23 protein-coding genes are annotated in these 26,038 nt (G+C 43.2%); 7 read left to right on the forward strand and 16 right to left on the reverse strand.

Translation table 11 applies throughout. The features are described from left to right. Positions 1 to 81: 81 nt before the first annotated feature. Both J5X92_RS03885 and J5X92_RS03890 read right to left on the reverse strand, forming a co-directional pair. Complete coding sequence (locus J5X92_RS03885; protein ID WP_015485376.1) at positions 82 to 1,332, reverse strand: type II toxin-antitoxin system HipA family toxin; 1,251 nt, start codon at positions 1,330 to 1,332, stop codon at positions 82 to 84. Continuing rightward, on the reverse strand, positions 1,329 to 1,634 hold the full coding sequence (locus tag J5X92_RS03890) for a helix-turn-helix domain-containing protein (RefSeq protein ID WP_041453222.1): 306 nt from the start codon (positions 1,632 to 1,634) through the stop codon (positions 1,329 to 1,331). Before J5X92_RS03890 ends, J5X92_RS03885 begins: the two co-directional genes overlap by 4 nt. Positions 1,635 to 1,951: 317 nt before the next feature. On the opposite strand from J5X92_RS03890, the gene J5X92_RS03895 reads away from it, so the two are divergent. Next, the gene (locus tag J5X92_RS03895) at positions 1,952 to 3,280 is read left to right on the forward strand and encodes an AAA family ATPase (protein ID WP_208804703.1); all 1,329 of its coding nucleotides are present in this window, start codon (positions 1,952 to 1,954) and stop codon (positions 3,278 to 3,280) included. 143 nt (positions 3,281 to 3,423) lie between these two features. Here the strand turns inward: J5X92_RS03895 and J5X92_RS03900 are convergent, their stop codons facing one another. The 3 genes from J5X92_RS03900 to J5X92_RS03910 are packed head-to-tail and all read right to left on the reverse strand — an operon-like array spanning position 3,424 to position 6,220. Then, positions 3,424 to 4,542 carry a hypothetical protein gene (locus J5X92_RS03900; protein WP_208804705.1) on the reverse strand — a complete coding sequence of 373 codons (1,119 nt, stop codon included), beginning with the start codon at positions 4,540 to 4,542 and terminating at the stop codon, positions 3,424 to 3,426. A 48-nt stretch (positions 4,543 to 4,590) separates the two neighbouring features. Next, entirely contained in the window at positions 4,591 to 5,940 is a 1,350-nt protein-coding gene (locus tag J5X92_RS03905; RefSeq protein ID WP_013786793.1) for a type II toxin-antitoxin system HipA family toxin, read from the reverse strand. After that, a complete protein-coding gene (locus J5X92_RS03910) occupies positions 5,930 to 6,220 on the reverse strand; it encodes a helix-turn-helix transcriptional regulator (RefSeq protein ID WP_000673265.1) in 291 nt (96 codons plus the stop codon). The genes J5X92_RS03905 and J5X92_RS03910 overlap by 11 nt, the downstream gene beginning before the upstream one ends. Positions 6,221 to 6,763: 543 nt before the next feature. On the opposite strand from J5X92_RS03910, the gene J5X92_RS03915 reads away from it, so the two are divergent. Next, on the forward strand, positions 6,764 to 7,207 hold the full coding sequence (locus tag J5X92_RS03915) for an SRPBCC family protein (protein WP_013786794.1): 444 nt from the start codon (positions 6,764 to 6,766) through the stop codon (positions 7,205 to 7,207). Between the two features lie 134 nt (positions 7,208 to 7,341). Here J5X92_RS03915 and J5X92_RS03920 read toward each other — a convergent pair whose 3' ends face one another. The 4 genes from J5X92_RS03920 to J5X92_RS03935 form a co-directional block, all read right to left on the reverse strand. Next, the gene (locus J5X92_RS03920; protein WP_013786795.1) at positions 7,342 to 7,635 is read right to left on the reverse strand and encodes a DUF1330 domain-containing protein; all 294 of its coding nucleotides are present in this window, start codon (positions 7,633 to 7,635) and stop codon (positions 7,342 to 7,344) included. Positions 7,636 to 7,864: 229 nt separating this feature from the next. After that, positions 7,865 to 9,379, reverse strand: coding sequence for a tryptophan halogenase family protein (locus J5X92_RS03925; RefSeq protein ID WP_013786796.1), 1,515 nt, complete (start codon positions 9,377 to 9,379; stop codon positions 7,865 to 7,867). Further along, positions 9,357 to 11,000 (reverse strand): tryptophan halogenase family protein, encoded by a 1,644-nt coding sequence (locus tag J5X92_RS03930; RefSeq protein ID WP_208804707.1) that lies wholly within the window; start codon positions 10,998 to 11,000, stop codon positions 9,357 to 9,359. The genes J5X92_RS03925 and J5X92_RS03930 overlap by 23 nt, the downstream gene beginning before the upstream one ends. A 162-nt stretch (positions 11,001 to 11,162) precedes the next feature. Continuing rightward, positions 11,163 to 14,168 (reverse strand): TonB-dependent receptor, encoded by a 3,006-nt coding sequence (locus J5X92_RS03935; RefSeq protein WP_208804709.1) that lies wholly within the window; start codon positions 14,166 to 14,168, stop codon positions 11,163 to 11,165. A gap of 447 nt (positions 14,169 to 14,615) precedes the next feature. Here J5X92_RS03935 and J5X92_RS03940 point away from each other — a divergent pair, with 447 nt between their 5' ends. The 4 genes from J5X92_RS03940 (at position 14,616) to J5X92_RS03955 (ending at position 19,276) form a co-directional block, all read left to right on the forward strand. Beyond that, positions 14,616 to 15,953 (forward strand): GH1 family beta-glucosidase, encoded by a 1,338-nt coding sequence (locus J5X92_RS03940; protein ID WP_208804754.1) that lies wholly within the window; start codon positions 14,616 to 14,618, stop codon positions 15,951 to 15,953. A 21-nt stretch (positions 15,954 to 15,974) separates the two neighbouring features. Beyond that, positions 15,975 to 17,507, forward strand: a complete 1,533-nt coding sequence (locus tag J5X92_RS03945; protein ID WP_208804711.1) for an MFS transporter — start codon at positions 15,975 to 15,977, stop codon at positions 17,505 to 17,507. 78 nt (positions 17,508 to 17,585) lie between these two features. Beyond that, complete coding sequence (locus tag J5X92_RS03950) at positions 17,586 to 18,587, forward strand: LacI family DNA-binding transcriptional regulator (protein WP_013786800.1); 1,002 nt, start codon at positions 17,586 to 17,588, stop codon at positions 18,585 to 18,587. Between the two features lie 155 nt (positions 18,588 to 18,742). Further along, on the forward strand, positions 18,743 to 19,276 hold the full coding sequence (locus tag J5X92_RS03955; RefSeq protein WP_013786801.1) for a nuclear transport factor 2 family protein: 534 nt from the start codon (positions 18,743 to 18,745) through the stop codon (positions 19,274 to 19,276). Between the two features lie 30 nt (positions 19,277 to 19,306). On the opposite strand, the gene J5X92_RS03960 is transcribed toward J5X92_RS03955, so the two are convergent. The 3 genes from J5X92_RS03960 to J5X92_RS03970 all read right to left on the reverse strand — a co-directional run bounded on the left by J5X92_RS03960 (position 19,307) and on the right by J5X92_RS03970 (position 22,077). After that, positions 19,307 to 19,942 (reverse strand): OmpA family protein, encoded by a 636-nt coding sequence (locus J5X92_RS03960; protein WP_208804712.1) that lies wholly within the window; start codon positions 19,940 to 19,942, stop codon positions 19,307 to 19,309. Positions 19,943 to 20,472: 530 nt separating this feature from the next. Beyond that, positions 20,473 to 21,666 carry an HD-GYP domain-containing protein gene (locus J5X92_RS03965; protein ID WP_126871538.1) on the reverse strand — a complete coding sequence of 398 codons (1,194 nt, stop codon included), beginning with the start codon at positions 21,664 to 21,666 and terminating at the stop codon, positions 20,473 to 20,475. 72 nt (positions 21,667 to 21,738) lie between these two features. Next, positions 21,739 to 22,077 carry an MGMT family protein gene (locus J5X92_RS03970; RefSeq protein ID WP_013786804.1) on the reverse strand — a complete coding sequence of 113 codons (339 nt, stop codon included), beginning with the start codon at positions 22,075 to 22,077 and terminating at the stop codon, positions 21,739 to 21,741. Positions 22,078 to 22,143: 66 nt separating this feature from the next. Between J5X92_RS03970 and J5X92_RS03975 the strand changes: the two genes are divergently transcribed. Next, on the forward strand, positions 22,144 to 22,725 hold the full coding sequence (locus tag J5X92_RS03975) for a tRNA-uridine aminocarboxypropyltransferase (protein ID WP_013786805.1): 582 nt from the start codon (positions 22,144 to 22,146) through the stop codon (positions 22,723 to 22,725). A 3-nt stretch (positions 22,726 to 22,728) separates the two neighbouring features. Here J5X92_RS03975 and J5X92_RS03980 read toward each other — a convergent pair whose 3' ends face one another. The 4 genes from J5X92_RS03980 to J5X92_RS03995 all read right to left on the reverse strand — a co-directional run bounded on the left by J5X92_RS03980 (position 22,729) and on the right by J5X92_RS03995 (position 26,009). Continuing rightward, on the reverse strand, positions 22,729 to 23,328 hold the full coding sequence (locus J5X92_RS03980) for a glutathione S-transferase family protein (RefSeq protein WP_013786806.1): 600 nt from the start codon (positions 23,326 to 23,328) through the stop codon (positions 22,729 to 22,731). A gap of 41 nt (positions 23,329 to 23,369) precedes the next feature. Continuing rightward, entirely contained in the window at positions 23,370 to 24,326 is a 957-nt protein-coding gene (locus tag J5X92_RS03985; RefSeq protein ID WP_013786807.1) for a hypothetical protein, read from the reverse strand. A gap of 153 nt (positions 24,327 to 24,479) precedes the next feature. After that, entirely contained in the window at positions 24,480 to 25,394 is a 915-nt protein-coding gene (locus J5X92_RS03990; RefSeq protein ID WP_208804714.1) for a hypothetical protein, read from the reverse strand. A 198-nt stretch (positions 25,395 to 25,592) separates the two neighbouring features. Next, complete coding sequence (locus tag J5X92_RS03995) at positions 25,593 to 26,009, reverse strand: F0F1 ATP synthase subunit epsilon (protein WP_013786809.1); 417 nt, start codon at positions 26,007 to 26,009, stop codon at positions 25,593 to 25,595. Between the last annotated feature and the right edge of the window lie 29 nt (positions 26,010 to 26,038).

Consider the following 26,038-nt stretch of genomic DNA (forward strand, 5'->3'; position numbering starts at 1 on the left):
CATGGAGTATGAGGCAAAGCATAAAGTGAAACTAAAACTTCTTTATCTGCTGAAAAATGAAAATATAGTTTCACTGACTCATTAAACGTTAAACGCTGATTGTTTCATGGCTTGCTCCGCTCGGCTGATCCCTAGCCGCTTAGCAACGGTTTGCCATTGCTTAACCGCCATTAATACTTCATCGTAAATTTGCGTGGCTTGGGTTTGCGAAAGTCTGAAGAAGTCTTTCACATCAAAGGCTAGCTGGTAGTCTAAAGCGTTGTCTGCATCGGTAATATTCAGATGCAGGCCATGCTTACCCACTATCGGGTTTAAATCATAAGCGGGTGATAACTTCCAGCCATTCTTTGTTAATAAAAACCCATGGTTACGCAGGTGATCATCCGTGTTGGACACCGCAATATTAAACACGATTCGACGCCATAACTGAGCTAAATCGGCTGCGGTTTGTGCACCAGAATTGGAAATAAATTCAGCAATCTCTAAGTAGCTAGCACCTTGAGATTGTTCACCATCATAGTATTGAAGCTGTGTCATGGCCGATGAAAAATGCAGCCGCTTTTCACCGTCGCGGTCAAACCGTTTGGTTAAAAAGGTATGGTGCTGTGACGAAAATTGCTTGATCTCACTTGGAAACATGTGAACACCTGCCGCAAGAGCCAATTCATAACAGACCATCTCCCATGCGCCCACGTCATGGGTATCATTTAGATTGGGAAACTTGGCAATCCACAAGTGGCCTTGTTCATCTGTGACACAAGCCTTGGGCCTTGCACCACCTAATGATGAGCCTGGAGAAATCAGCATTTTCAACCAGCGGTAATACTCGTCACTGTCGATGTTATCGTCTTTTTCAATCTGCATTGCTGCGTGCTCTAGCTCTCGCAAAGAAGCCATTGGTGGCGCAGCAAACTCAGAGTTGCCGTCCAAAAAAGCATCCGAGCCTACTCGCTTAAATCGAATCCCCCCCATCCGATAAGAGTCATGTACGCCCAGCAGGTAATCCAATTCGTTTAATCGACTTGTTGCTCGAATGCCTTTGCGCGCCTCAATCGCCGCACGCCGCTGCATTAAAATACGCCCCCATCTATCAGGCGATGAATCAAGAAATGCGCGAAAGTTTTTATCGGCTTCATCGTTATAGAGTTCACCGGAGTGAAGCGTTAGGATTGGATCAATTTGCAAGCGATAGGCTGAGGTTAAAAATGCTTTATCGTAGGCAAAACTAAATACGCCACCTCGGCTTGAATCACTGTGAGCAAGCAGCCCAATTAGCAAAGGCGCTTCAATTGGCTGCCAGTCGGCATAGACTTCGACGATTTCACGGCTCATTTTGAACCTTCCAGCAATTTTATGTTTTGCAGCTTGATACCCACTTCATCATGAGCGGCCATTTCTGCAAAGTTGCTTTCCATGCCAAGAACAGCCATCACTTTTAAGTAAGTGCCTATGGCAACGCCCGGATCACCGGCGAAGACTTTATTCACGGTTTTATGATCAAAACCAGTACGTTCACACAGTAGCTTTTTTGTAAAACCACGTCGTTTCATCGCCAACAGCAAGTCTTCACCAAAATGCCTCAGGATTTTGCGCTGCTTTGGAAACAGTACATTGTGTAAGTCACGCTTAGCCATATCACCAACCAAAGGGACTATATTCCCACTATTTAACCGTTAATGGGAATATAGTCCAACTTTGAATCCCAAGCAACTCCAACAATTTATATGTAGGACTATATTCCTACTTTACTCTATATAATTGGATTTATATCCCACCTTTAGGTTTAGCTTGCGCGTTGGTCAAGGCGATGAAATGGATCCCTGAATGCCAAAGGTTGCGGATTACACTTTTATGCGCATAAAAATGTATAATTCCACACTTTTCTGCGCGTTAAAGTGTAGACTGAGTTATACTACAGGCAGTTAACAGTCTTAATTGGCGGGAAATGACAATGCAGCGCAACTTACTCAACGCCCTAATAGCATGGAAAAATCAACCGGTGCGCAAGCCATTATTGATCGATGGTGCAAGACAAACAGGTAAAACCTATCTGCTACAAGAGATATTTGGGAACACCTTTGCCAACATCCTTCGTATCGACTTCCTTGAAAACCCTGCCTACAAAGAAGCGTTCGATGGCTCTCTGTCACCTGACGAGCTAGTAATGAACATTGAGTTGTTAACCAACCAAGCGTTCAACCCAGAAACCGATCTGCTGATATTAGATGAAATTGGCGAATGTGAACGTGCCGTTACCTCACTAAAGTACTTTGCTGAAAAAGCACCGTCCTATTTTGTCGCTGCCAGCGGCTCGAATATTGGTTTGCTCAACACCTTCCCTGTGGGCAAGGTAGAACAATACAATTTACGACCACTGACCTTCCAAGAATTTATTTACGCATCCAACGAGCAAGCGCTGATCAAAGCGTTTGATAGTCAAGCAAGCACACCGGCAGTACACACCAAATTGATGGACAAACTCACTGACTACTTTTTTACTGGTGGTATGCCGGAAGCCGTTTCTGCTTGGTATCAGTATAAGGATTCAAGCATTCTAGAGCGTGTTGAAAAAGTCACAAAAATTCATGCCGATTTAGTGGAAGGTTATCGCCGCGATTTTGGTAAGTACGCGGGCAAGGTCGACGCCACACTGATTGAATCGGTATTTAATAGCATTCCAGCCCAGCTATCACTTGTCAGCGATGAGTCGGTTAAACGCTTTAAATTTAAGCATGTGCATGAGCGTAAATCTCGTTATAGCGATTTTGAAACCGCGATCCATTGGCTTAACTGCTGCCGCTTAGCTTTGCCAAACTACCCTATTGAAGGATTGTCGAAATCTCCGTTAGCGGCCTATAAAAAAGAAAATATGGTGAAACTGTTTCTGTTTGATGTGGGCCTGCTTAATCATATGCTCGGCAGCAGTTATAAAGAGATTAAACAGCAAAACTATGATCTCTCTGTTTATAACTACAGAGGCTATGTGGCTGAAAACTTTGTGCAACAAGAGCTCACTGCCATTGGCGTTGACCCAAGCTATTCATGGAATGACGCCCGCGCCGAAATCGAATTTATTTTGGCGACCGATGAAGGCGATATCGTCCCTGTGGAGGTCAAAAGTGGTAAACGTAAAAGAGCAAAATCGTTGGCATCCTACGTTGAAAAATGTACTCCAAGTAAAACCTTTAAGTTAACGGGTACACAAGGCTCATCCGCATTAGAGCAAACCAATATCGTGATGCCTTTGTATTTCACGCAGTATTTACCACAGAGATGGTAAAAGCGCGTTGCTTAGACCCCGAGGTCTACACAAAGTGACTTCATAGGTAACAATTTGTAGACCTTTGGTGGGCTTACAACCTTTCAACCAACCCTCAATCGGTTTTTTGCTAACGTCATTTGGCCAGCCTATCGCCTCATCGTTTAAAGCAAATCACTCAAGCGATTTAACAGTGCTTTACGGCTATTATTCGCCACAACAAAGCGCTTAAATCGTTGTTCAAACGCCGCTTCATCAGCTTTGAACTGATAGGCCTCAAACAGCTGATGCAGATAGCGTGATGCCGCATCGTAACCACTGGCGCAAGTGCGATCCGCTTGCTCTTGTGCTTGCTGCCAGTAGTGCTCATGTTGATTGTAGATATCCGTCAACGCTTTTTCTTTTTCCGCTTTTTCGATAGCTAATTTTTTTGCGAGTGCTGCGGCTTGCTCTTGCTGTAATTGACTTTGCGCTTGCTCAATGAAAGGAGAAATGACGGCGGAGGTTAACCAGTATTGATAGATCTCGTCTGTGTTGACAGGTTCTTTTCGCGTCAGCGCTAAGGCTTGGTGTCGGGTTAGCTGGCCTTGCTCAAACAGCGTGCGTAAAAGCGTGTCTTTCTCTGCTTGCGAGAGATTATGGAGCCACGAATCAAACTGAAATTGGGTTTGTTTGGCTAGGTGACTGGGTTGCTCCTTCAGCACCATGGCCAGAGCCTTAACTAATGCTAAGGGAATATCATACAGCGCTGCAAACGCCTGCTCCTCTTCACTGAAGTGCTCAAAATCGAATTGAATTAACGGCACTCGCTCAACGTCATCATTAAAATCAAACATTTTGAGCCACATAAAGTACACAAGGCGCCAATCCCCTTGCATTAACCCGCTGCGTAACCCAGCTAAATGCTGGAAAAAGTCGTCAGCATGCTCATCGTCAAAATACTCATCATACTCCTCAAGGGAAAAAATCAGCAACTGCCACTCATCGTTTTCGTGAATATGAAGTCCATCACTTGAAAAGCCAAGTAACGCATCTGGAAGCGTTCCTGCTGGTAGCTTGATGTATACATCGATTGAGCCCCAATCGGCATAGTAAAAACCGATATCAAAGTATTTTAACATCAGCTCAAAAGGCTCGGCCTTTAGATCACTGTAGGTGTAATACACCTGAAAGGACGTAGCGCTGATCTCGGCACGGCTTGAAATGGCCCTGAGTGCTTGACGTGCTTTAGCATCTAAATACCCATCCAGACGCTCAAATTTATAGTATTGATATTCGCTCACGATGACCTTGCTATCTATTTATTGTGAATTGAAAAGTTTGTTTTACTTTCATTGAAAAAGCGCTGCATTTTCTTGTTTGCGCTGCTCCAATGTCTTAGCAATCGCAGACACTGTTGTTTTACTGATCTCTAGCTGCGTCGCAAGATAAGCAAATTGGCTGATGGCTTCTGCAACTTCTTCAATGACTTGCCTTGCATCATGCCAACTCCCATAGCCCGCACTGGTCGCTAGTTTTTGCATCACCTTAAGCGGTGGCGCTTTACCATAACCTCCGAACACAGTGGCGTGTTCGTTGAATGGATGTGGGCTGTAAGTCACATCGTAAAAAGGGGCAGGATCCCATTGACCGTCATCCGCTTGCAAAAACGCCCAGTTTTTACTGTGGTCGTCTTGATTAGACGACAGCAGATTAAAAATGGCGCGGCGAAATTGCAGTTGTCCAGCCGCTGGCGATTTACACAACTGACGGCTGGCTTTAATTAAATCAATGTAATCTAAACTTGGCGTTCGAAAGTCTGCATCCATTAGCCCGCAAGCGCTGTGCATATGCAGGCGACCTGAACTGCGATTACTGCCTAAATCGGCCTGTTCAGTGACATAATCAAAACGCTTAAGCGCTAACCAGGCAGGCGCACCGCTGGTAGGTGGTGCTTCAATGAGTTGCCATTGCGGCGGTTGACACTTAGCAAGTTCTGCCATTTGTAAATAAACTGCCTCGCACAAACCTTCTTCATGCCCGAGCGCGAGATTTTTAGAAGTAAATTTAATCAGCCAAGCCTCATCTCCAAGCTGAGCGAAGGTTCGACAATACTGAGTTTCCCCAGCAGGCATATAAATTTGTGCCTTAGGCCTTGCCCCACCCGAACTACCTCCGGCGACTAATGCGGCCAACACCTGTTGAGTATGCCCATCTAACTCATCGTGATTATCATCCATATAATCTGACATCGAAGAATCGAACAGCGTTTGTGCTTCTAAGCCTAACGTCGCTAAATCAATATCCGCGTGCGTGGTGGCTGAAAACTCAGACACCGGAGAAAAAGACAATGCTCCCATGCCTTTATCACCGACAAAGGCCAGTCTATCCATCGCCGTTAATTGATTAGGTAGGATGCCCTTTTGCCGGAAAATACGATCTTGTAACAGCATGCCCCAGCCATCGGGTAAACAATCTCCAAATACGCCATGTACACCTTGGTGCGGCGCTTTAGGAGCGACTTGAACTTGCGCGTTCGCATGCAAGGTAAAAGGTGATAAGTTGCCAAACTGCTGCAAGTAGCTGTCTGCATACTGGAAAAAAACGCCTTGCCGATTCTGCGCCAAGACCCCTACTGCAACCTGCTCACCTGAACTTAAGGTGCGAGTCACGGCGAGTTTTTGAATGGGTTTAAAACTCATCTTTTAGCACCTCATCAATACTAGAGGGCATAGTGACCCGTTCTTTGCTAGGTTGTGTGAGTTGATAGAGCCTCTCTAGCGAATCAAGGGTCTGCCATAGCAACAGCAATTGGCGAAATGAAATTTGCCCGGTCAGCTCAAATTTCTTAATGGTGGCCGCAGGTACGCAGCTTCGCTCAGCAAGCGCCGCTCGTGACAGCTTTGCCTGCTTTCGTAACTCACGTAAATAAGCCGCATAGGCGTGGCTTACATCGGTATCATCAAGTAAGGTAAATTTCATCCGCAAAGGCCAAATGGATACAGTCATATCCATTATATCGAAATAAAACATAAAGTGGATATTATTGTATCCATTATTAAATAAAGTGTTGAAAAAATTACTCGATAAAGCCCTTCAAAACTGCTATGTTTTGCTCTAACAGCAGCATAAAAACGACACTGTTTTTCCATTGCTAACCACTAAGATTTAGTAAAAGCCATAGGCAAGTGGTGGGCAGTTTGGTGGGCAAACAGGCATTTTTGAACGGTTTCTTTTCGATAACTCATTGAGTTTGTTAGGGTCTAGGCCGCTACTCAATGAGCAAATTCAGAATATTGAATAAAGCTCAGTAACCCTTAGTAAATCGAACAATAAACTTAGAAACCTCGCGATATCGCGAGGTTTTTTTAAGCTTTTACCATAAGTGCTTATCAGCGCCCTCCCTCAACCTATAGTTACAAATCAAAAGTGGTTATTTGAGCTATATATCTGTTGCTTTATATTTGAGTAAGCAGTGAATAAATCAGTCGTACTCAATAACAATAAATGCATCAGGGGCAGTGGATGTTTTCAATTCATGTAGAGCGGATTATCGACCAGCCAATAGACTTTGTTTTTGCCACGTTAAGTGACCATGCAAACTATGCACAATTTAAAGGCGTGGAAGCATCCAACCTTATTGTTGAAGGTAAGTTGGAACAAAATGGTCTTGGTGCTGTGCGAGAGATTATTGCGGGTGGGGCCAACTTGCATGAAGAAATAGTCGCTTACGATCCTCCCTATAAATTAGGCTATAAAGTGGTGAAGTCAAAACCGCTTCCTTATGATCACCAATTAGGTGAAATTACGTTGAAGAAAATCGACGGCAAAACCCATGCGACATGGCGCTCGGTAGGTCATATCACCGTTTTTGTTTTAGGTAGTTTATATTTCGATAAGCAAATTCAAAAAAATGGCGGCAAAGCCTTCGGCAGTATTCTTAAGCAGATTGGGAATATGCCACGCTAATTGATAACACTTCCATTCGCACTAGGCCGAGCTTGGATAGATAATTCATCTCCCCACTTCCGGCATAGTGCTTATGGCGTATTGTTGAAGAGCCAACGCGACACTAATGCGGCGGACACTGCGCTAACGCAATATCAGGCTTTGCCTTCAATCAAAAAGTGATTACTGATGGTGCCAGCTTGACGTGCCTTTAAATGGGGAAGATAAGCTGGGTCTGACATAAACGCTTTACCAGCATCTACAGATGGCCATTCGATAATAACCCGCGCCGCTTCTTTATTACCGCTACCTTCTACAAATTCGTAGTTAGTGCTATTAGCTAAATATACTCCACCGTGTTTCGACACTATGTCGCCCACGCTTTCCATATACGCTGGAACCCAACTCTCATCTTTAACGATTACATCCAATACTGAGTAAGCTTTCATCTGGCTATTTTCCTATTTAAGAAATATTTGTGCACCACGCTAAGGGGCGAACTGTGCATGCGCTGTTAGTAAAGGCTACTGGTAAAAAAATGATTAGCAGTATCTTCTACTCATTTAGGCGCTAGTGCTTAATGTTGGCTAAAGCATAGCAGTTCACCATAAATTGATAATTAGCCTAATCATTGAATGAGTTTATGGTGAAACAGGATAATCAACTTCGCTCTATTAATTACAGGTATTTCTTAAGGAAGTCTTGATGATACGGTAACGCCGATACCTGTTTATCTACCTGTTGTTTTAAGCCGGCTAGAAACCGCTCAAGTTCGGTTTCAGACATTTCATCGGCTACCCGATGATATTGCTCTGGCACCACGCCTTGCCCCATCATAACTTGTGTCCACGAATCGACGCGGAAGATATCCCCATCATCTAAAAACACTCTTCCAGTTTGTTTAAATAGGTTTATTTTGTGAGTGAGGGAAGGGGGAATATCCATGCTATTGCAATGTTCCCAGAATGGGCTGTCTTTTCGGTTGGTCACTTTATAGTGCATCACAATAAAATCGAGAATGGCTGCCATTTCACTGTTGTACTTATTATTGTATTCATCTACGGTCGATTGGGTTATTCCATCAAATGGAAACAAGCGCATTAAGCGTACAATACCGGTCATGATCAGGTGAATACTAGTAGACTCCAAAGGTTCGATAAAACCGCTGGCTAACCCTAATGCAACACAGTTTTTATTCCACCCTAACCGACGTTTACCTGGTGTAAATCTTATAATTCTTGGTTCATTTAACGTCTCGCCTTCTATGGCACTTAATAAGGTGTCTTTAGCTTCGTCGTCGCTCATATAATTGCTGCAGTAAACTAAACCATTACCCACTCGATTTTGAAGCGGAATTTTCCAGCGCCAGCCCGCAGTATGTGCCACACTTTTTGTATAAGGAATGGGCGCGCCCGTCGACGCGGTTTGTACTGCCAAAGCACTGTCGCAGGGAAGCCAATGGCTCCAGTTTTCATACCCGGTATGAAGTGTTTTTTCTATCAACAGCCCTTTGAACCCAGTGCAGTCGATAAATAAATCACCCGCTATTTCCTGACCATCCGAAAGCTTTATACTAGATATACAACCGGTATGTGAGCATTTACTTACATGCTGAATATCACCTTCAATATGCGTCACTCCCGCTTCTACCGCTAGCTCTTTTAAAAAGCGTCCGTAAGCCACGGCATCAAAGTGATAGGCAAAGTTCATTGGCATGCGTTCGCCATAGGCAAACTTACCTTCTTTCGCGGCTTTTAATTCGGTGCAGTAATCACCGAAGTCACCACCAAAACCCAGGTCTTTTGCTCGTAACCAAAAGTGATGAAATTCGCCTGCCCAGCACTCTCGACCTGTTACCCCAAATGAATGGATGTAACTGTGATTTTGCTCTCGCCAGTTTTCGAATTCTATGCCCAATTTGAAGGTGGCATTGGTGGCACGCATGAAGGCTTTTTCGTCTATACCGAGGAGCTTGTGGAACGTACGAATAGGGGGGATGGTCGCCTCGCCAACACCAACAATGCCGATATCTTTTGATTCTACCAGCGTAATGGAAAGGGATTTGCCGAGTAATTTTGAAAGCGCTGTCGCCGCCATCCAGCCAGCGGTGCCACCACCTGCAATCACGACACGCTTTACTGGGCTAGTTTTCGCTCCCGAAGTGTTTGAATTATCGGAATCCGATGACATCATGGCGAGGTCCTTCTTTCTTGTCGTTATCATTTGTTGTGGTTTCTTTCTCTACACAATGAGAAATGGCGGTGAGTAAATCGCGGTTGGTTGGCAACCCAGCAAGCAATTGGCGTTTGCCTTTTTGTAGGCTTTGTTTTAACGCGAAGGCTTTTTTAACCATGTTGCTGTTTTTATCAAGCTGTCTGCCGGTGGTGTGAAACCCCATACCGTACAAAATGTATTGATAGCTTGCCGAAGGAAAGATTTCCTCATTTTCAATAAGATCGTAGCGAGAAGGCGCTTGATATTGCCACAAATCAAGTAGCGCGTTCAGCGAGTCTGGAATACTGGATTCACTTCGCTGTGCTAACCAGTAGGGCTCTTCTCTTTCGCTTAACACATAGTGTAATTTTAGAAAGTCGATAACTCTTTCCCAGCGATAGGTAAAACGCTGATTGTAACGCGAGGCCACGTGACTCATGTGTTGTCGGTTCTGCGGAAATTGGTCGCACAGCATGCGAATACCTAGCTCAACCATCGCAATTGCCGAGGCCTCTAACGGCTCGATAAAGCCTGCTGACATCCCCATACCAATACAATTATTTACCCAAAACTGCTTTCGATAGCCTGGGTCAAACTGTAAATGTCTATATGTGAGGTTTTCTAACTCACTTTGGGGTAACCGCTTTGCTAAGTGCTCGCGCAGTATAGATTCTGCATTTTCCTCGCTTGCATAGTCACTGGCATACACTAGCCCCACACCACGACGGTGTTGCAAGCCAATATCCCACGTCCAACCGCAGGTTTGGGCTGTGGCGATTGTCGTTGAAGCAATGGTATCGGCAGATGCCGACAAGTCGATGCTGCCATAAGGCACCTGTACGGCCACGGCGCGGTTATTTAGCAGCACCGACGACACTGAATGCCATGGCACATGGTAATGTTTGTCGATTAATAGCCCTTGTTGACCGCTACAATCAATAAACAAGTCACCTTTTATCGTATCGCCGTTTTCAGTCACCAGCGACTCGATATCGCCATTATCTTGTGTAACCACGTTCGCAATATGCGCTTGCGTGTGCTTTACACCTAAGCTGGTTTTACAATGGTTTGTAAGCAGGGTCGCTAATGCGGAGGCGTCAAAATGATAGCCGTAATTCAGTACGTAAGCATATTCAGGCGTGGAGTTTTGCTTTGGTGCTAGTCCAGCATGACAAATATCGGGTTGTAAGCAGAAACTTTGTTCAAACGATTCGCTGCTGAAAAACTGTTGCCAGCAACGGTGAATGTCCAGTTCAGTATAGCCTGTGGGTGTCGTGAAAGGGTGTTGGTATTTGTCACCTTGATGGCCGTTGCGCCAACCAGCAAAAGTAGAGCCTTGTTTAAAGGATGCGTGACAGCAAGTAAGAAAATCCGCTTCCTTAATACCTATTTCTTGCAGTGTATCCCGTAAGGAAGGCCAAGAGCCTTCTCCCACGCCGATACTCGGCACATTAGGCGACTCCACCAGCGTTATATTAATTGCGCTTTCGTCACTGTTGCCGATGCGATTACCCAGCCTAGCGGCTAATACTCCAGCGCACAGCCAACCAGCGGTTCCACCGCCCACAATGACTACATGCTTAATAGGTTGGTTCGACACTGTTTATCCCTTTTTCATTAAGTGTAGAGGGCTTGTTTCTTTATTGCTAAGCGTTGTGTTTACTTTACTGTTTTATTCAGTCTCCACTATGACAAAAAAGCCCATTGAGGTGCAACGCATTCCACCCCAATAGGCCATATATCATCTAAGCGTACGCTTTATTTAAAAGGTGTAACGCGCACCCAATGCATAACGCGCTCCTAATTCATCTAGTTGCCACAGCATAGCGCTGGTTCTTCCGTGTCGACGAATATTTTCATCGGTAATGTTTATTCCTTCAAACGATACCGTCAATGCTTCAGACACTTCATACGACATACTAAAATCAATTTGCGAGTATGCTTCTGTATAGCCTGGCTCATTCACATATTGAGACGTGGTATCTAAGAACTTATCACGCCAGTTATAGGCAATACGTGCTTGAAGTGCATCCATTTCATACATGAATATCAAGTTGGCGGTATCACTCAAGCCGACTAACGCAAACTGGGTAATACTTGGGTTTGCATTATTATCAAACCCGATGTCACCGGTAACCGTTGTATAGTTCGCTTGAATACCAAAACCGGTATCGCCGAAGAAGTGTTGTGCAGCCAGCTCAAATCCGTAAATATTGGCATTTTTGTTATTCACAGGCTTCGAATTGATGAAAGTCATCAATGGATCGTCACCATTTGGAATAATGTCGTATTCTGCTTCGAACTGTTCATCGGTCATAGAGTCGTAATCGACGCCATTTTCCATTGCAGCAACCATGTTAAATAACGAGGTATCGCTGATAGGAATACCGCGCGCTTCAAGCTCGTCCATAGCAGCTTGTGCACGAGGGCCTGCGGTAGCATCAGTTAGGCCAAAAATATTCTCTTCAACCTGCTCGTTACCAATAAAGTTTTTAACGCGTTTATCGTAAAAACCTACCGATACGTAACTGGTTTCATCAAAGTAGTATTCCAGTGACAAGTCTACGTTGTCAGATTCAAGAGGTATAAGGGCCGGGTTACCAGAACTTGCCGTTGCCGTTGGGCCATCGCTAAGAAGGGTGGGGCTACTTGGCGTACCAACGGTAGAAGCTGCACTTAAGTTGTTATAAGTCGGTCTGGCGATGGTTTTGCTATATGAGAAACGTGCAATCACATTTTCCATTACTTCAATATCGAAATCTAACGCAGGAAGGAAGTGATCATAACTTGAATCAACTTCCACATCTTCCATGTCGCTACCGAAACGAACGTTAAAGTCGTTGTTACCTTCCCATGCAATCCCGCTAGGCAAACTGATATTCGCAATAGAAGTAACATCTGTATTTTCGTAACGAATACCGGTCAATAGGTTGTATTCCATACCATTGAGCTCACCGGATAAATCGAGCTCGAAATAAACCGACGTAATATCTTCTTCAATGGTACGGTTAGTTGCAAATGGGTTATTGGCAAGTAAATCGAAACCATACTCGTCAGCGGCGAAAGCACCAATTTCAGCCACGCTTCCGGTGAAACCTTGTGAAAACATACCTGTGGTATTGAAGTCGCTGAATTCACTGGCTAAATCGAGAGGGGTTAATGAACCTGCTGGCAATTCACCTGGATTTTCAATACCCCAGTTACCCATGGTATGACGAGTAAGTGATTGTAGCGACGTACTTTCCATAGCACGAGATTCAATACCGAAGTTAATACTTCCGGTATCCATAGCATAGCTACCGTCAATACGAGCTTGGGTAATTTCTGTTTCTTGTGAAGCAAAGTTCATATCAAGAATTGATGTACCCACATCGTCTTGGTCAAGTACGCCGTTTCCATTTAGATTCGTACGAGAAACATCGTCGAAATCTAGCATCATGATAGGGAAGTCGCCGGAGAAATCGACACCTTGACCGCGAGCAACGTTCGCACCAAGTCCAAGGTTTGTCCATGTACCGTAAGGTGAATCTGGTCGACCTTCTGCAGTAGAATTATGCAAGTCGAAATGCAGCGTTAAATCATCGGTAGCAAAGTATTTAACGTTAAAACCTACTGATTTATTTTCGTTAACCTGATTAAGCTCTTGTATCGCTAAGCCCAAGTCACGAGGCAATAAATCTCTACGCTCTTGCGTAATCAGCACGGGAGTTTTAACCGTATTGTCATCGAAGGTTAGGTTGGTAAAGTAACGGTCGTCCATCCAAATCGACTGCTCTGCACGAGCTTCGTATAAGTCTTGTTTTGAATACGTGTAGTCTAGGGTAGCCACGAGATCATCACTTGGCGCATACTGAAAAGTAAGCTGGGCGTTGGTACGCTCACGCTCTCTGTCCGCCATGTAGTAACGTAAATCTGAAGGGATACCAAATAATTGCCCCATTGCTGGTGCATTATTTAGAACGATAGGATCACCACTATCTGGATTAGCCGGATCTGGAGATTGTGGTACCGTGCCATTAAACGGATTTACTCGCCATTCATTAACGAATGCGCCTTGTGCGGCACTATCACGTTGCTGGTAGGACCCAGTAAAGGTCACCCCAAATACTCTGTCGTCGTTTAAGTAGTTAATAAACCCAGACAGCTCTGGCGTGACATCGTCACCCACGCGATTTGTCGTGTCATGCAGTGCTTTCGCACCGACACTCGCCATGATGCCAGTTTCAGACGCATCGAATGGTCTTGCAGTACGAATATTAACTGAGGCACCAATACCACCAGTAGCTATACTTGCGCGACCGGTTTTAAAAACCTCTACAGCACGGACACTTTCAGATGCTAAATCAGAAAAGTTAAATGCACGAGAATTACCAACACTACCGCCATTAGGTAACGCAGCGCCTGGCATCGTTCTGCCATTTAACGTCACCATGTTGAAATCGGGGCCGAAACCACGCGCCGTAATTTGGCTACCTTCACCGTTATTTCGGCTTATCGATATACCGGTAATACGTTGAAGGGATTCTGCTAAGTTTGTATCAGGAAACTTACCAATGTCTTCAGCGGAAATAGCATCAACAACACCCGCTGAATCGCGCTTAATGCCCATCGATTCTTGAACACTGCTTCGAATCCCAGATACTTGAATGACTTCTATATTGTCATTTTCGCTAGCTTCCTGTGCTTGTACTGGGAACATCAGGCCTGTTCCCAATATTAAAGACAGACTAGTAGCGATTTTAGATTTGTATAGCTTGTTATGTGTCACTGTCTTTCTCTCTTATGTTGTGCTGAGTAATGAGCGCTTCCCAAGAAAGGGCTTTCTCAGGTTTACCAACGAAACACCCGCAAGAGAAAGCGCTTTCTCAAAACTAAGTCATCCTAGACTAAAGATCAACATTTTTTTCACACAAACTTCACAACGAAAAATAAGCTTAATATTAGATAACTGTTCTTATTTATATTTATTATTATAAATCAAAAACTTGAATTATACCCTCAAGTGAAATCTGTGAACATCAACCAGCCAAATGTAAACAGGGAATCTGTAACGTAAAGATAAAATATAACAACTTTACAAAGAAAGCGCTTTCTCAAAATGTTGTGTTCATGCTATAAACAAAATAGGTGAAGTCATCCGTAGCGTTTATTTTTCACGCATTCAAACTTTCACCTCGCTACATTACCGAGAATTGTAATAGGACCCTAAGAAATGATGAAAGACATCGAGCTACCCAAAACAAGCCCCATGTTAGATAAAGAATTTACCTTTGGAACAGCGACTTCTTCTTTTCAAATAGAGGGAGATGCTGAAAATCGAATGGAAAGTATTTGGGATGTTTTTTGTCGCACGCCTGGGGCAGTAGCTGATAATTCTGATGGCGTGGTAGCTTGTGAACATATTCTTAGGTGGCGCGATGATGTTGAAATGCTCAAACAACTTGGCGTAGATGCGTATCGTTTTTCTATATCTTGGCCTCGAGTGATGACTCAGGATGGCGAATTAAATGAAAAAGGCGTTTCTTTTTATATTCAATTACTTGATGTGCTAATTGAAGCGAATATAAAACCGTTCGTCACCCTTTACCATTGGGATTTACCACAGTATTTAGAGACAAAAGGCGGATGGCTGTATCGTCAAACCGCTTACGATTTCGCAAACTATGCTGATAAAATTACCACAGCCCTTGGCGATCGAGTTTATTCTTATGCCACTTTCAACGAACCCTTTTGTTCTGCATATTTAGGCTATGAAATTGGTGTTCATGCGCCTGGCCGAAAAGGAAGAAAGTTCGGTCGAGCTGCCGCCCATCACATTTTACTTGCCCACGGACTAGGTATGCAGGTACTAAGAAAAAATGCGCCTCATGCTTTGAACGGTATCGTGTTGAATTTTACCCCGTGCTATAGCGCATCAGATTCTGAAGCCGATAAGCTCGCCACAGAAATGGCAGATCAATATATAAATCAATGGTATATGCAACCTGTGATGGAAGGGAGTTATCCCTATGTTATCGAGGCATTAGCAGATAGTGACAAGCCTCCCATCGAATCAGGTGACATGGAAATTATTTGTCAGCCTTTAGATTTTCTTGGCATTAACTTCTATACCCGTCTTCATTACTCTGCTCCACATAAAGCAGAAGATCTCTTTCACGAGCACGCCCAACAAGCCCCCATGACGGATATTGGTTGGGAAATTTACCCTGAAGCTTTACGTGAACTGCTCGTTTCTTTGGATGAGCGTTATAAACTTCCACCTGTATACATTACCGAGAACGGGGCTGCCATGGCAGATGTAGTCCAAGATGGTATGGTAGACGACGAAGATAGAATAGACTATTACACTGGCCACCTAAACGCGGTTAATGAAGCGATGGAATCAGGCGTGAAAGTGGGTGGTTACTTCGCGTGGAGCCTCATGGATAACTTTGAATGGGCCGAGGGCTATGAAAAGCGGTTCGGTCTTGTCTATGTCGATTTCGAAACCCAAGAACGTACTTTTAAAAATAGTGCGAAGGCTTACCAACGTTTATTAGCTAGTCGTAAATAACAAATATAAAAGGAATACGCTGTGAATCATTCGTTGAGTGTGCGGGAAAAGATTGGTTATGGGTTGGGCGATGCAGCGGCTAATCTAGTCTGGCGAGGCGCCCTTGCATACTTGGCGGTGTTTTACACAGATACCTTTGGGTTAACTGCTGCGGCCGCTGCCATGCTTTTTTTGGTGGTACGTCTTACGGATGGCGTTACTGACATCATCATGGGAATGATTGCCGATAGAACGCAAACTAAACTCGGTAAATTTCGACCCTGGATATTAGGCTCTACCCCTTTTTTAGGCTTATTCATGGTGCTGTGTTTCACCACACCTGATTTTTCTTATACGAATAAGCTCATCTATGCCTACCTAACCTACATAGGGCTAACCTTAGCTTACACGGTTAATAACGTACCCTATTCAGCGCTAATGGGCGTGATGACAAGCGACGACCGAGAGCGAACCAGTTTATCCGGCTTTCGATTTGCTGGAGCTTTTATGGGAGGACTGCTCGTCATGGGGTGCTTACCTATGCTAGTTGCGTTCTTCGGTGAAGGTAATACTGCAAAGGGTTATCAATATGCCATGTACCTTTTTGCTACTCTCTTAGTCGCATTGATGTTCACGACTGTGGCCACCACCAAGGAGAGGGTTCCAGTAGTGCAAAACGACGGAGCAAGCTTACTTCAAGAACTAAAAGACTTGTCTCGTCAGCTACCGTTAATTCTGTTCCCGCTGTCGGCCATTACTGCCTTTTTCTATTATAGAAATTGGCCAAGTGGCATCGCTTTCGTTGTGGTCATTTCGATAACATCCATCTTTATTAAGCGCCTTGTAAATCGACCTGAAGCGAGCAATAGTCGTTCACAACAAGACATCATTGATTTACTTACCAATAAACCCTGGGTCATTTTGCTAGGCATGGGCTTCCTTACTATGATGTTTAACGGCATAAAGTACGGTGTCATTGCCTATTACTTTAAGTACTACATTGGTGATGAATTGCTCACCGGATATTATTTTATTGCCTTATTGGTGGTATCGATATTAGGCGCATTGGCCACGTCAGCATTATCGCGTTTTATGGGCAGGAAAAAGCTATTTATTCTCTCGTTATTGGCTAGCAGCGCACTTACATGTGCAATTTACTTTGTGCCACTAGGTTCTGTTACGGGCATATTTGTATTGGGATGTAGTGCGGAGTTTTTCGCTGCGATCATGCCAACCTTATTCTTTTCCATGCTTGGCGACTCTGCAGATTATAACGAATGGCGTACAGGCCGAAGAGCGACAGGCTTAGTTTATTCAGCAGGCTCTTTTGTACAGAAAACCGGTGGAGGCTTTGCAGGTGCTCTCGTTCTGTTGGTACTAGGAAGTTATGGTTATGACGGCATGCAAGTCGATTCCATTTCGCAAACCTTACCGGGCATGCAGGCATTGATGAGCTGGATACCTGCCTGCTTTGGTATAGCAGGCGCACTCCTAATTATGCTTTATCCGCTCACCGATGCGCGCCAACAAGAAGTAACAGAGACTTTACTTAAGCGACGTAGCGCAACTGCCTGAATAACGGCATAATGCGCAGTATATAATGCGAACACCGTATTGATGGGCATTGGAAAACTAAGTTAGGGGAAGTAATACGTGGCAACAATCTATGAAGTAGCTGATAAGGCAGGGGTCTCGTTGTCGACGGTATCTCGGGTATTGAACGGTAAAACTACTGTAAATCCCGCCTTAAAAGCCAAGGTAGAAGAAGCCATGTTAGCGCTAAACTATCGCCCCAACTCCATTGCTCGTTCACTGGCCACCAGCCGCTCAGATAGTGTAGGTATTCTCGTTTCAGAGTTAAACTCACCATTTTTTGGTGACTTGATGCAAGCAGTAGAGTTGACGCTGAGAGCCGCTGATAAGCACGTCATTATTACAGTAGGGCACAATAACTTAGAAACCGAACAAGACGCGGTCGAATTTCTAATTGGTCGTAATTGCGATGCTATTATCATGCATGCTGAAGCCATGAGTGATGAGTATTTAAAAACGCTGAATTCATCTCGCCTCCCAATTTCTTTGGTAAACCGCCAAGTTGATGGAGTGGGAGAGGGATGTATTGTGTTAGACAATGAAAAAGGCGGCTATTTAGCCACGCAGCACCTTATTAGCCTAGGCCATAAAAATATTGGCTATATATCAGGGCCTTCTGATAAATGCGATGCAAATCAACGACTGGCAGGTCATAAGCGCGCACTTAAAGAAGCAGGGATAGCCTTTACACCGAATTTAGTCTTTGAAGGAAGCTACACCGAAGAAGACGGTAAAGCAGGTTTGTTAGAGTTACTTTCAGGCGACTCGCCTTTTTCAGCACTGGTATGTGCTAATGATTGGATGGCCTCAGGGGCGATGAGCTGTGCCAGAGATTTAGGAATGAACCTGCCACAAGATTTGTCTATCGTGGGTTTTGATGATGCCGTTTTTGCGCACCATGTATTCCCACGCCTAACCACGGTTAGCAACCCTATCTCAGACATGGCTGCTATGTCAGCACGTCATATTTTAAATGTAGTTTATGGCTACAAAGATGAAGTGCAAACCTTGTTTCAACCTTCATTGATAATACGAGAATCGACTATGGCGTATGAGGCCTAAGTTATTGCTATAACTCCTTATAAGTACTCCCTTTAAAGGGCGCATAAGTACACTTAAGCAATGCGTAAACAGCTCTATGGCGCAGTTTCAATTTAAGATAAACTGATTTGTACTGTTTCATGTGAAACCTTTTCGTCCTTCGGAGCGACACATATATGCGTTTAACTATTACCGCCATCTTATTACTCAGTTGCGTGAATACTGTTGCTGCTGAGGTGTTGACCTCAACAACACAGCCGCATAGTGATACCAAAGTTCAGCCATTGCTAGAAGACGAGATAAAAGTAAACAAGGTGCTCGATTCACTACACCAATTTGCCTCCGATGCAAACTTCGACAGCTACTTTTCACTGTATAGCGACAATGCTATTTTCATTGGTACAGATGCTAGCGAGGTATGGACAATGAGTGCCTTTAAAGCTTATGCACAACCTCACTTTTCGAAAGGACGTGGATGGACATATACCCCCCATTCAAGACATATATATTTTTCAAATAACCGCGATGTGGCGTGGTTCGATGAACTTCTAGATAACGATAGCTTAGGAGTGACACGTGGAACCGGTGTATTGATATTAGAGAACCATAAGTGGAAAGTAAGCCAATATCACTTAACCATTCCCGTTCCAAATGCGCTTGCCGATAGCGTTGCAGAGCAAATTAAATCGCATAGAAAAAAGGGCCAATAAAGGCCCTTTCTTATTAGTTAGCAGCGAACGTTATGACTGAGTTAGCGGCTGAATCTCTAACTCCACACGACGGTTCATCGATCTATTTGCCGCAGTGTCATTTGGCACTTTAGGCTGATATTCACCCATACCTACTGTGGTAATGCGAGTAGAATTAACGCTGTAATTCAATAATACATTTCTAACCGCACCCGCACGGCGCTCAGATAAACCTTGGTTATATTGCTCTGACCCTGTGTCATCAGTATGACCTTTTATCATCAGTACTGTCTTTTCATAGTTATTCACTACTTTGGCAACATCTTGAAGTACGGGGTTAAAGTTAGGGCTGATAGAAGAACTATCGGTAGCAAATGTTATATCGCCAGGCATGATCAAACGTAAATTGTCGCTTTCTCGAACTACTTGAACGCCGGTATCAGATAATTCACTTCGAAGCGCTTCTTCTTGCTTGTCCATGTATCCACCAATCGCGCCACCCGCAATGGCACCAACTGCCGCACCCCACGCGTAGCGACTTTTGTCATTATCTCCCGTCGCCTTACCTAACAACGCGCCCATGACAGCACCAATAGCTGCACCTTTCTGCGAGTTCGATGGATCGTTAGCACAGCCAGCAACGGCTAAAGATGCCGCAATTAAAGTAATTCCTATTTTCTTTTTCATAACATCCTCGGTACGTCGTTATCAACTTTTCAAGTGATGGCGAGCTTACGCCTACTTTTAAACTTTACAGTTACATGCTCGCGTCACTGCTATCTTTACTGTTACTAATTTATCGTCTCAATCTATTGTCCAATACGTATTGAGCGAAATTTGTCGAGCACTAATTATTAACTAACTATTAAGTAGTACAGCAATATGCATTCCACATTCATTAACTGGCATGAGTGTAACCAATAAAAGAAAATCGTTAAGGGCATTATAGAGGAAGTTAACTGAACGTAAGCTAAATGGCAGCTTATAGTGCAAGCCTTGAAGTGCCTTCCTACGATACGTAATATTTCGATAGGCGGGTGATAACAAACTTATTACGCACGCCGCGTTTGAATAATGTTCGGATGTATAATGTGAAGGTGTTTGTAAAGGGTACAGACAAACGCAACGTTCTTACTTAGTCGCGTTTTTACGACAGTGTGTGTTTAGCGTTCTGCTCAACTCGTACAGAACATATCCATTGGAATATGTTTTAGTGCTTACCCGATAGAGACCGAGCGTTCGAAAAAGGCGTTCACGTCAATTTTATAATCGGAAGCAATAGCCGCTTTTGACACCTTAACGTTTTTTTCTGATGCTAAATCGATATCTTTTGGCTCAAGAAAATGTGCATTTCGAACAGAATAAAATACCTTAACTTTAGGCGCTAATGGCGAGTCAGTTTGTTCAATAACCATGGCAAGTCGTTCATTCGACAATAGGACTAGGCTTCCTACCGGATAGATACCCATACATTTTATAAATTGTTGTACCAATGGTAAATCTAATCGTGACGGCGCATCGCTTAGCAATATAGAAAACGCTTTTTGGCTCGACATACCAGATTTATACACTCTATCTGCAGTTAAGGCATCGTACATATCCGCAATAGCTAACATGCGGCCTTCACGGCTGATGTTTTCACCTTTAGTGCCCATAGGGTACCCTAAACCATCTAAGCGCTCGTGATGCTCACTGATAGTTCTAATTAAGGTTTTGTCTAAGTCGGTTTCATTTAAATAATCTACCCCGTGTTTAACATGCCCTTTCATGATGTCCATTTCATCGTCAGTTAAACGGCCAGGCTTATGCAGAATTTCATCCGGTATTTGAATTTTACCCAAGTCATGTAGAAAACCTGAATATGAGAGATCTTGAACTTCGCTTTCAGACATTCCTAAATGACGACCAAAGTTAGCCAGTAATATAGCAACATTTAAAGAATGTTCTAAGAGGTAGTCATCTTTTTCACGAATTTTCGTCAGACACAATAATGCATCGGGGTTACGGTCTACTGAAGACACCAACTTCGCTGAAAATTCTTTAGGAATACTGCTATCAAAAGGCTGTGCTTTTTTAACACTGCTAAGTAACTGCTTTTGAATTCGCTTGCCTTGAACGTGCAACTTGGTTGCGCGGGTCAATTCGCTTTCAAGGCTTGCCTTAGGTGCTTTCTCTGCAACCTTTTTGCTTACCGGCGCTTCCTTGTTAGGTTCAGGTTCACCTGAAGATACGCTAAACGCTTTATCAGTATCAACAACAAGGGTTAACACGCCCTTTTTTTTAAGGGCATCAGCAATCGCCTGCGAGGTAACTCGTCCTTGGCTTTTAACTGAAAGTTGACCTTTCTGCTCCAGGATTTGATGAACAAACATGCCTGGTTTCAAGTCTTTTATTGTAATTTTCTTAAGCATTATGAGTGAGATACCACTTTAAAAACGCCACGCCAACTGGTGATAAATTATGCCAAACACGAGTACATATTCCTACTGGTCTAGTTCGGCCAATAAAGTATACAAACTAGGTTTCCAACCATAAATTTTCATATTCACTCTATGGTTTCTAACTACGACCCCTTCTGATACCAGCAAAGAACGCTGCTCTTCTGCTAGCTCAGATCCTGCCGGAAATGCTATTTTTCCATCAGCTCTTATAACTCGATGCCATCGAGTAGTAACATCAGAGCCTTTTAAGCACTTTCCTACAAGTCTAGCTTTACCCGGCAAACCTGCAAGGTCTGCTAACTGCCCATAGCTGATTACGTAACCACTTGGTACAATTGAAAGCGTTTTTAGTATTTTGGATTGTATCGCTACATCAACCATAACGTATATTATCCATTCTAACTATTTTTAACTGTTTAAGGACTGGGGTTTATACAAAACACGACTATGAGATCTAAATGTGAAAAGTGCAATTACCCTACAAGCACCTGTATTTGTGAAGCAATTTCATCGGTTATAGTACCAATTAAGGTTATTATAATTCAACACGTTAAGGAATCTGCCAATGCTAAGAATACAGCAAGATTAATTAAGCTTTGCGCTAACGATGTAGAGATAATTCCCACTGATAGTATTAGCGAAATGGCTACATTAGCTTCACGATGTAACGTCCAATCAACAGCACTTTTATACCCTAGTGATAACAGTATCGCCCTTGAGTCACAGCGGGAACACATTGCTTCATCACTACAAACACTATTGGTGATAGATGGTAGCTGGAAGCAAGCTTACGCTGTATTGCAACAATTCCCTTGGTTGTCGTCTATACCGAGCTTCCATTTCGAGCACGCCCCCTCTACACAATATAGAATACGGCATACTCGAATTCGTGCAGGGTTATCAACCCTTGAAGCAACGGCCTATACCTTAAACACACTATATAATATTGATACTCAGCCTTTCATTAAGTTACAAGAGGCTATGCAAGAGAATTGGGGAGGGCCCAAAGCACACCAGCGAGAGACCTAATCACTAGGCCTCCATTGGAATAAACCCTTTTTGATCTTTAATTAGTGTTATCCAATTTCTTATCGCGGGGTAAGCCGCTAGATCGAAGCCTCCCTCGTGTGCAACATGGGTATAAGCAAATAATGAGATGTCTGCCAGCGAAATTTGGTTACCTAGCAAAAATGGGGTTTGACTAAGTTGTTTATCCATCACTTCAAGCGCTCTGTAGCCTCCAGCTTGCTTCGCCTCATATTCTGCTTTTCTGTCCTCAGGTAAGCCAAGATAAAGATTGATATAGCGCGCAACCGCAATATAGGGTTCGTGACTGTATTGCTCGAAAAATTGCCATTGTAATAAAGTGGCAAAAGTAAAAGGAGAGGTGGGAATAAACGCAGAGCCCGAAGCTAAATAATGCATGATGGCATTGGACTCAGACAACACACGTCCATCATCCAGCTCTAGAATAGGAATTTTACCGTTAGGGGACTTTGCTAGAAACGTATCTGTTCGACACTCTCCTTTAAGAATATCGACATCAATCCACTCACATGCCTTCCCAAGTAATGCCAGTAAAAGCTGTAATTTATAGCAATTACCTGAGCGTTTATCGCCGTAAATCAGCATGTCACTCTCCTAATGAAATTTGCTTATTCTATAAGCTACCCTTAGTAGAAGGATTCTACAAATAGAAAGGCAAGCCAAGAGGCGGGTAAAGGCATCATGCACATAAGTAATCTAAGCTTTTGGGGTTTGCTTAAAACTCTACGTAAGGTTTCTTTATTGGTTTCTATCGACTCTATTTCTTTGCTGAGCGATGACTTTACGGCGCTATTTGCTTGCTGACGAATTAACTGTGTAATTTCGCTTTCATAATCTTTCATCACTATATTTGCCACTGTGCGCATTCGTTTCGCCACTATAATCATGGGTAGAAACAAATACGCTGAAATAAAAATGGCATAGACAGTAAGAACAACAATATCGAAGAATGGAACTGGCTTGTTGATCCAAAAAATCGGCGTTAGCGCAAACCCTGAGACCGCTATTAAGGTATTCGACAGCGCCATATTAAAAATCTCTCGCAGCAAGTACAGTTCTTTTACAGCGTCAGAATGTTCCGTTGATGCGAGCTTCTGTAAATAATGAGTGTTACTGAAGACTTGTAAAATAAAGAGCGTTAACAATAACCAAAAAGGGATTGATGTGAGTGCAATAACAAGCACTTCTGGCTCATCTATTCGTGTCACTAAGCCTTCGGATAATAAATACGCAATAGGCATGATCACCCCAATAGAGGTTGACCACATTAAATGTCTAGCGAACTGCCTTCCTAACAGACTGCGATGATGATTAAACTGACTAAGTTTTTCTAAGCTTACTAATGCTGCAATTAATGTACTTGCCGCATTCTTATGAACATTTCTTATCGTAAGCCAAAAAAACCCAGAAAGCAGCGTGGTGCCTAGCGCAGTATTAAAATCTCGCTGATGATTTGCGTCTAGAACAGGCCACGTTAATGACCCAGTCCAATTATGTATAAGTAGGAGGATCAAAACTAAAAAGAGTGGGTACGCCCATACACTTACTACATTGCGGTTACTCTCGTAAGCACTGAACTTCATCGTATTTTTTAATCGCTAGTTATAATAATAGGAAAGTGACACATACGCGTTTACTAAACGCCGAACTAGGAATTATACGGATATCAGAAGTACAAACCAAATTTAAAAAGTACTTAAATATCGCCTTTTAATTTTAGGCGTAAATCTGAAAATTTAAATTAGCGTTTCGACCATTGAAACTAAACCCCACGAAACAGGAATCAAAACAACTGCCACTATAGTTTTTAGTTTATCACTATTTTTAAAAGCTTCACTTGGGGCTCGGGCCATTCTTGACGGCCTATTTTTATCAATATGATTGCTCTGTTCACTGTGGCCTTCGTTTAAGGCTCGAGTCTTCTGCTGTTTTAAGATAGCTTTGAATTTTAACAAGGGCGTAAACGTATATGCCACTATTAGCAGTGACAGACTCACCACCGCTACCACCTCTAAAGATGATACGACTACATTGAACCAAAATATAGGCAGAACGGTTAATAGGCCTAAGGCAATAGTGGCATTGGTCAGAGAAAGCTTGGTTATTACACTAAAAGACGCCCAGTAGTCTGAAGGTTTATTGGTTCCTGGAAGCACCTCCTTTAGCAGGTAGGTCACATTGGATCTGACTTGAAATAGAAATAAGGAAGTAAGAAGGCTAAAAGTAACGAATGATGCGATGTATGAAATGCTTTTAATATTATAGCCTTCGTCACTAATATCCCCTAAAAATGCTAGTAAAACCATAAACATACATGAAATTATTACTGAGTTTACAACTTGATGATGAAAGACCTTGGTTAGCCTTTGTCTATGTACTGAAAACTGACCTAACTGATTTTTTTTAACCAACAACGAAATTAAACTGCTTGCTACGTTTTGGTGAATATAACGAAATCCAAACCAGAAATATCCAATAAATAATGAAATACTTACTGCAGAATTAAAACTGCGCTGAGCAGAAATATCGCCAGAATTCGGCCAGTAAAAAGCGCCCGAATACATATTCAATAGCGGTATCGCTAATAAAATTAAGAGAGGAAATAAGCCAATAAACTGTTGTGGTTTATTGGTTGGAGGAGCTATCTTCATAAAACCATCGTATCTACTAACGAGAGAATACAGACAGACTGCTATTGTAATACTACGAATTAGCCACAATCTGCGTAGACAATCATTATATTCAGCAATCCTTATGTTAATCGATTGACGTATTTATTTACACTGTTTATCTATCTATTCAAATAAAAAAACCCGCCAAAAGGCGGGTTTTTATAAACAGCTATTAGATTACTTGCGTAACTTCTGAATAAGGCGAAGTTGTGCGATAGCTTCAGACAACTCTTGAGCTGCTTCTGCGTAATCAAAGTCTGCGCCTGGGTTGGCGATGTGCTCTTGTGCACGTCGTTTGGCTTCTTCTGCTGCTTGCTCATCTAGATCTTCTACACGAACCGCAGTATCAGCCAGTACGGTGACGTTACCAGGCTGTACTTCTAGTACACCACCTGCAACGTAAATAACTTCTTCTTCACCGAACTGCTTAACCAAACGCACCATACCAGGTTTAATAGCAGAGATAAGTGGCGCGTGACCTGGGTGTATACCTAGTTCACCTTCGCTACCTGTCACTTGAATCGTTTCAACAAGACCAGAAAAAATTTCTTTTTCTGCGCTTACTACGTCCAAATGTACTGTCATTGCTGCCATAGAACCTCCTGATTAGGTACGTTAGCACA

This window comes from Alteromonas sp. K632G (assembly GCF_017653625.1).
Classification (GTDB): domain Bacteria; phylum Pseudomonadota; class Gammaproteobacteria; order Enterobacterales; family Alteromonadaceae; genus Alteromonas; species Alteromonas naphthalenivorans.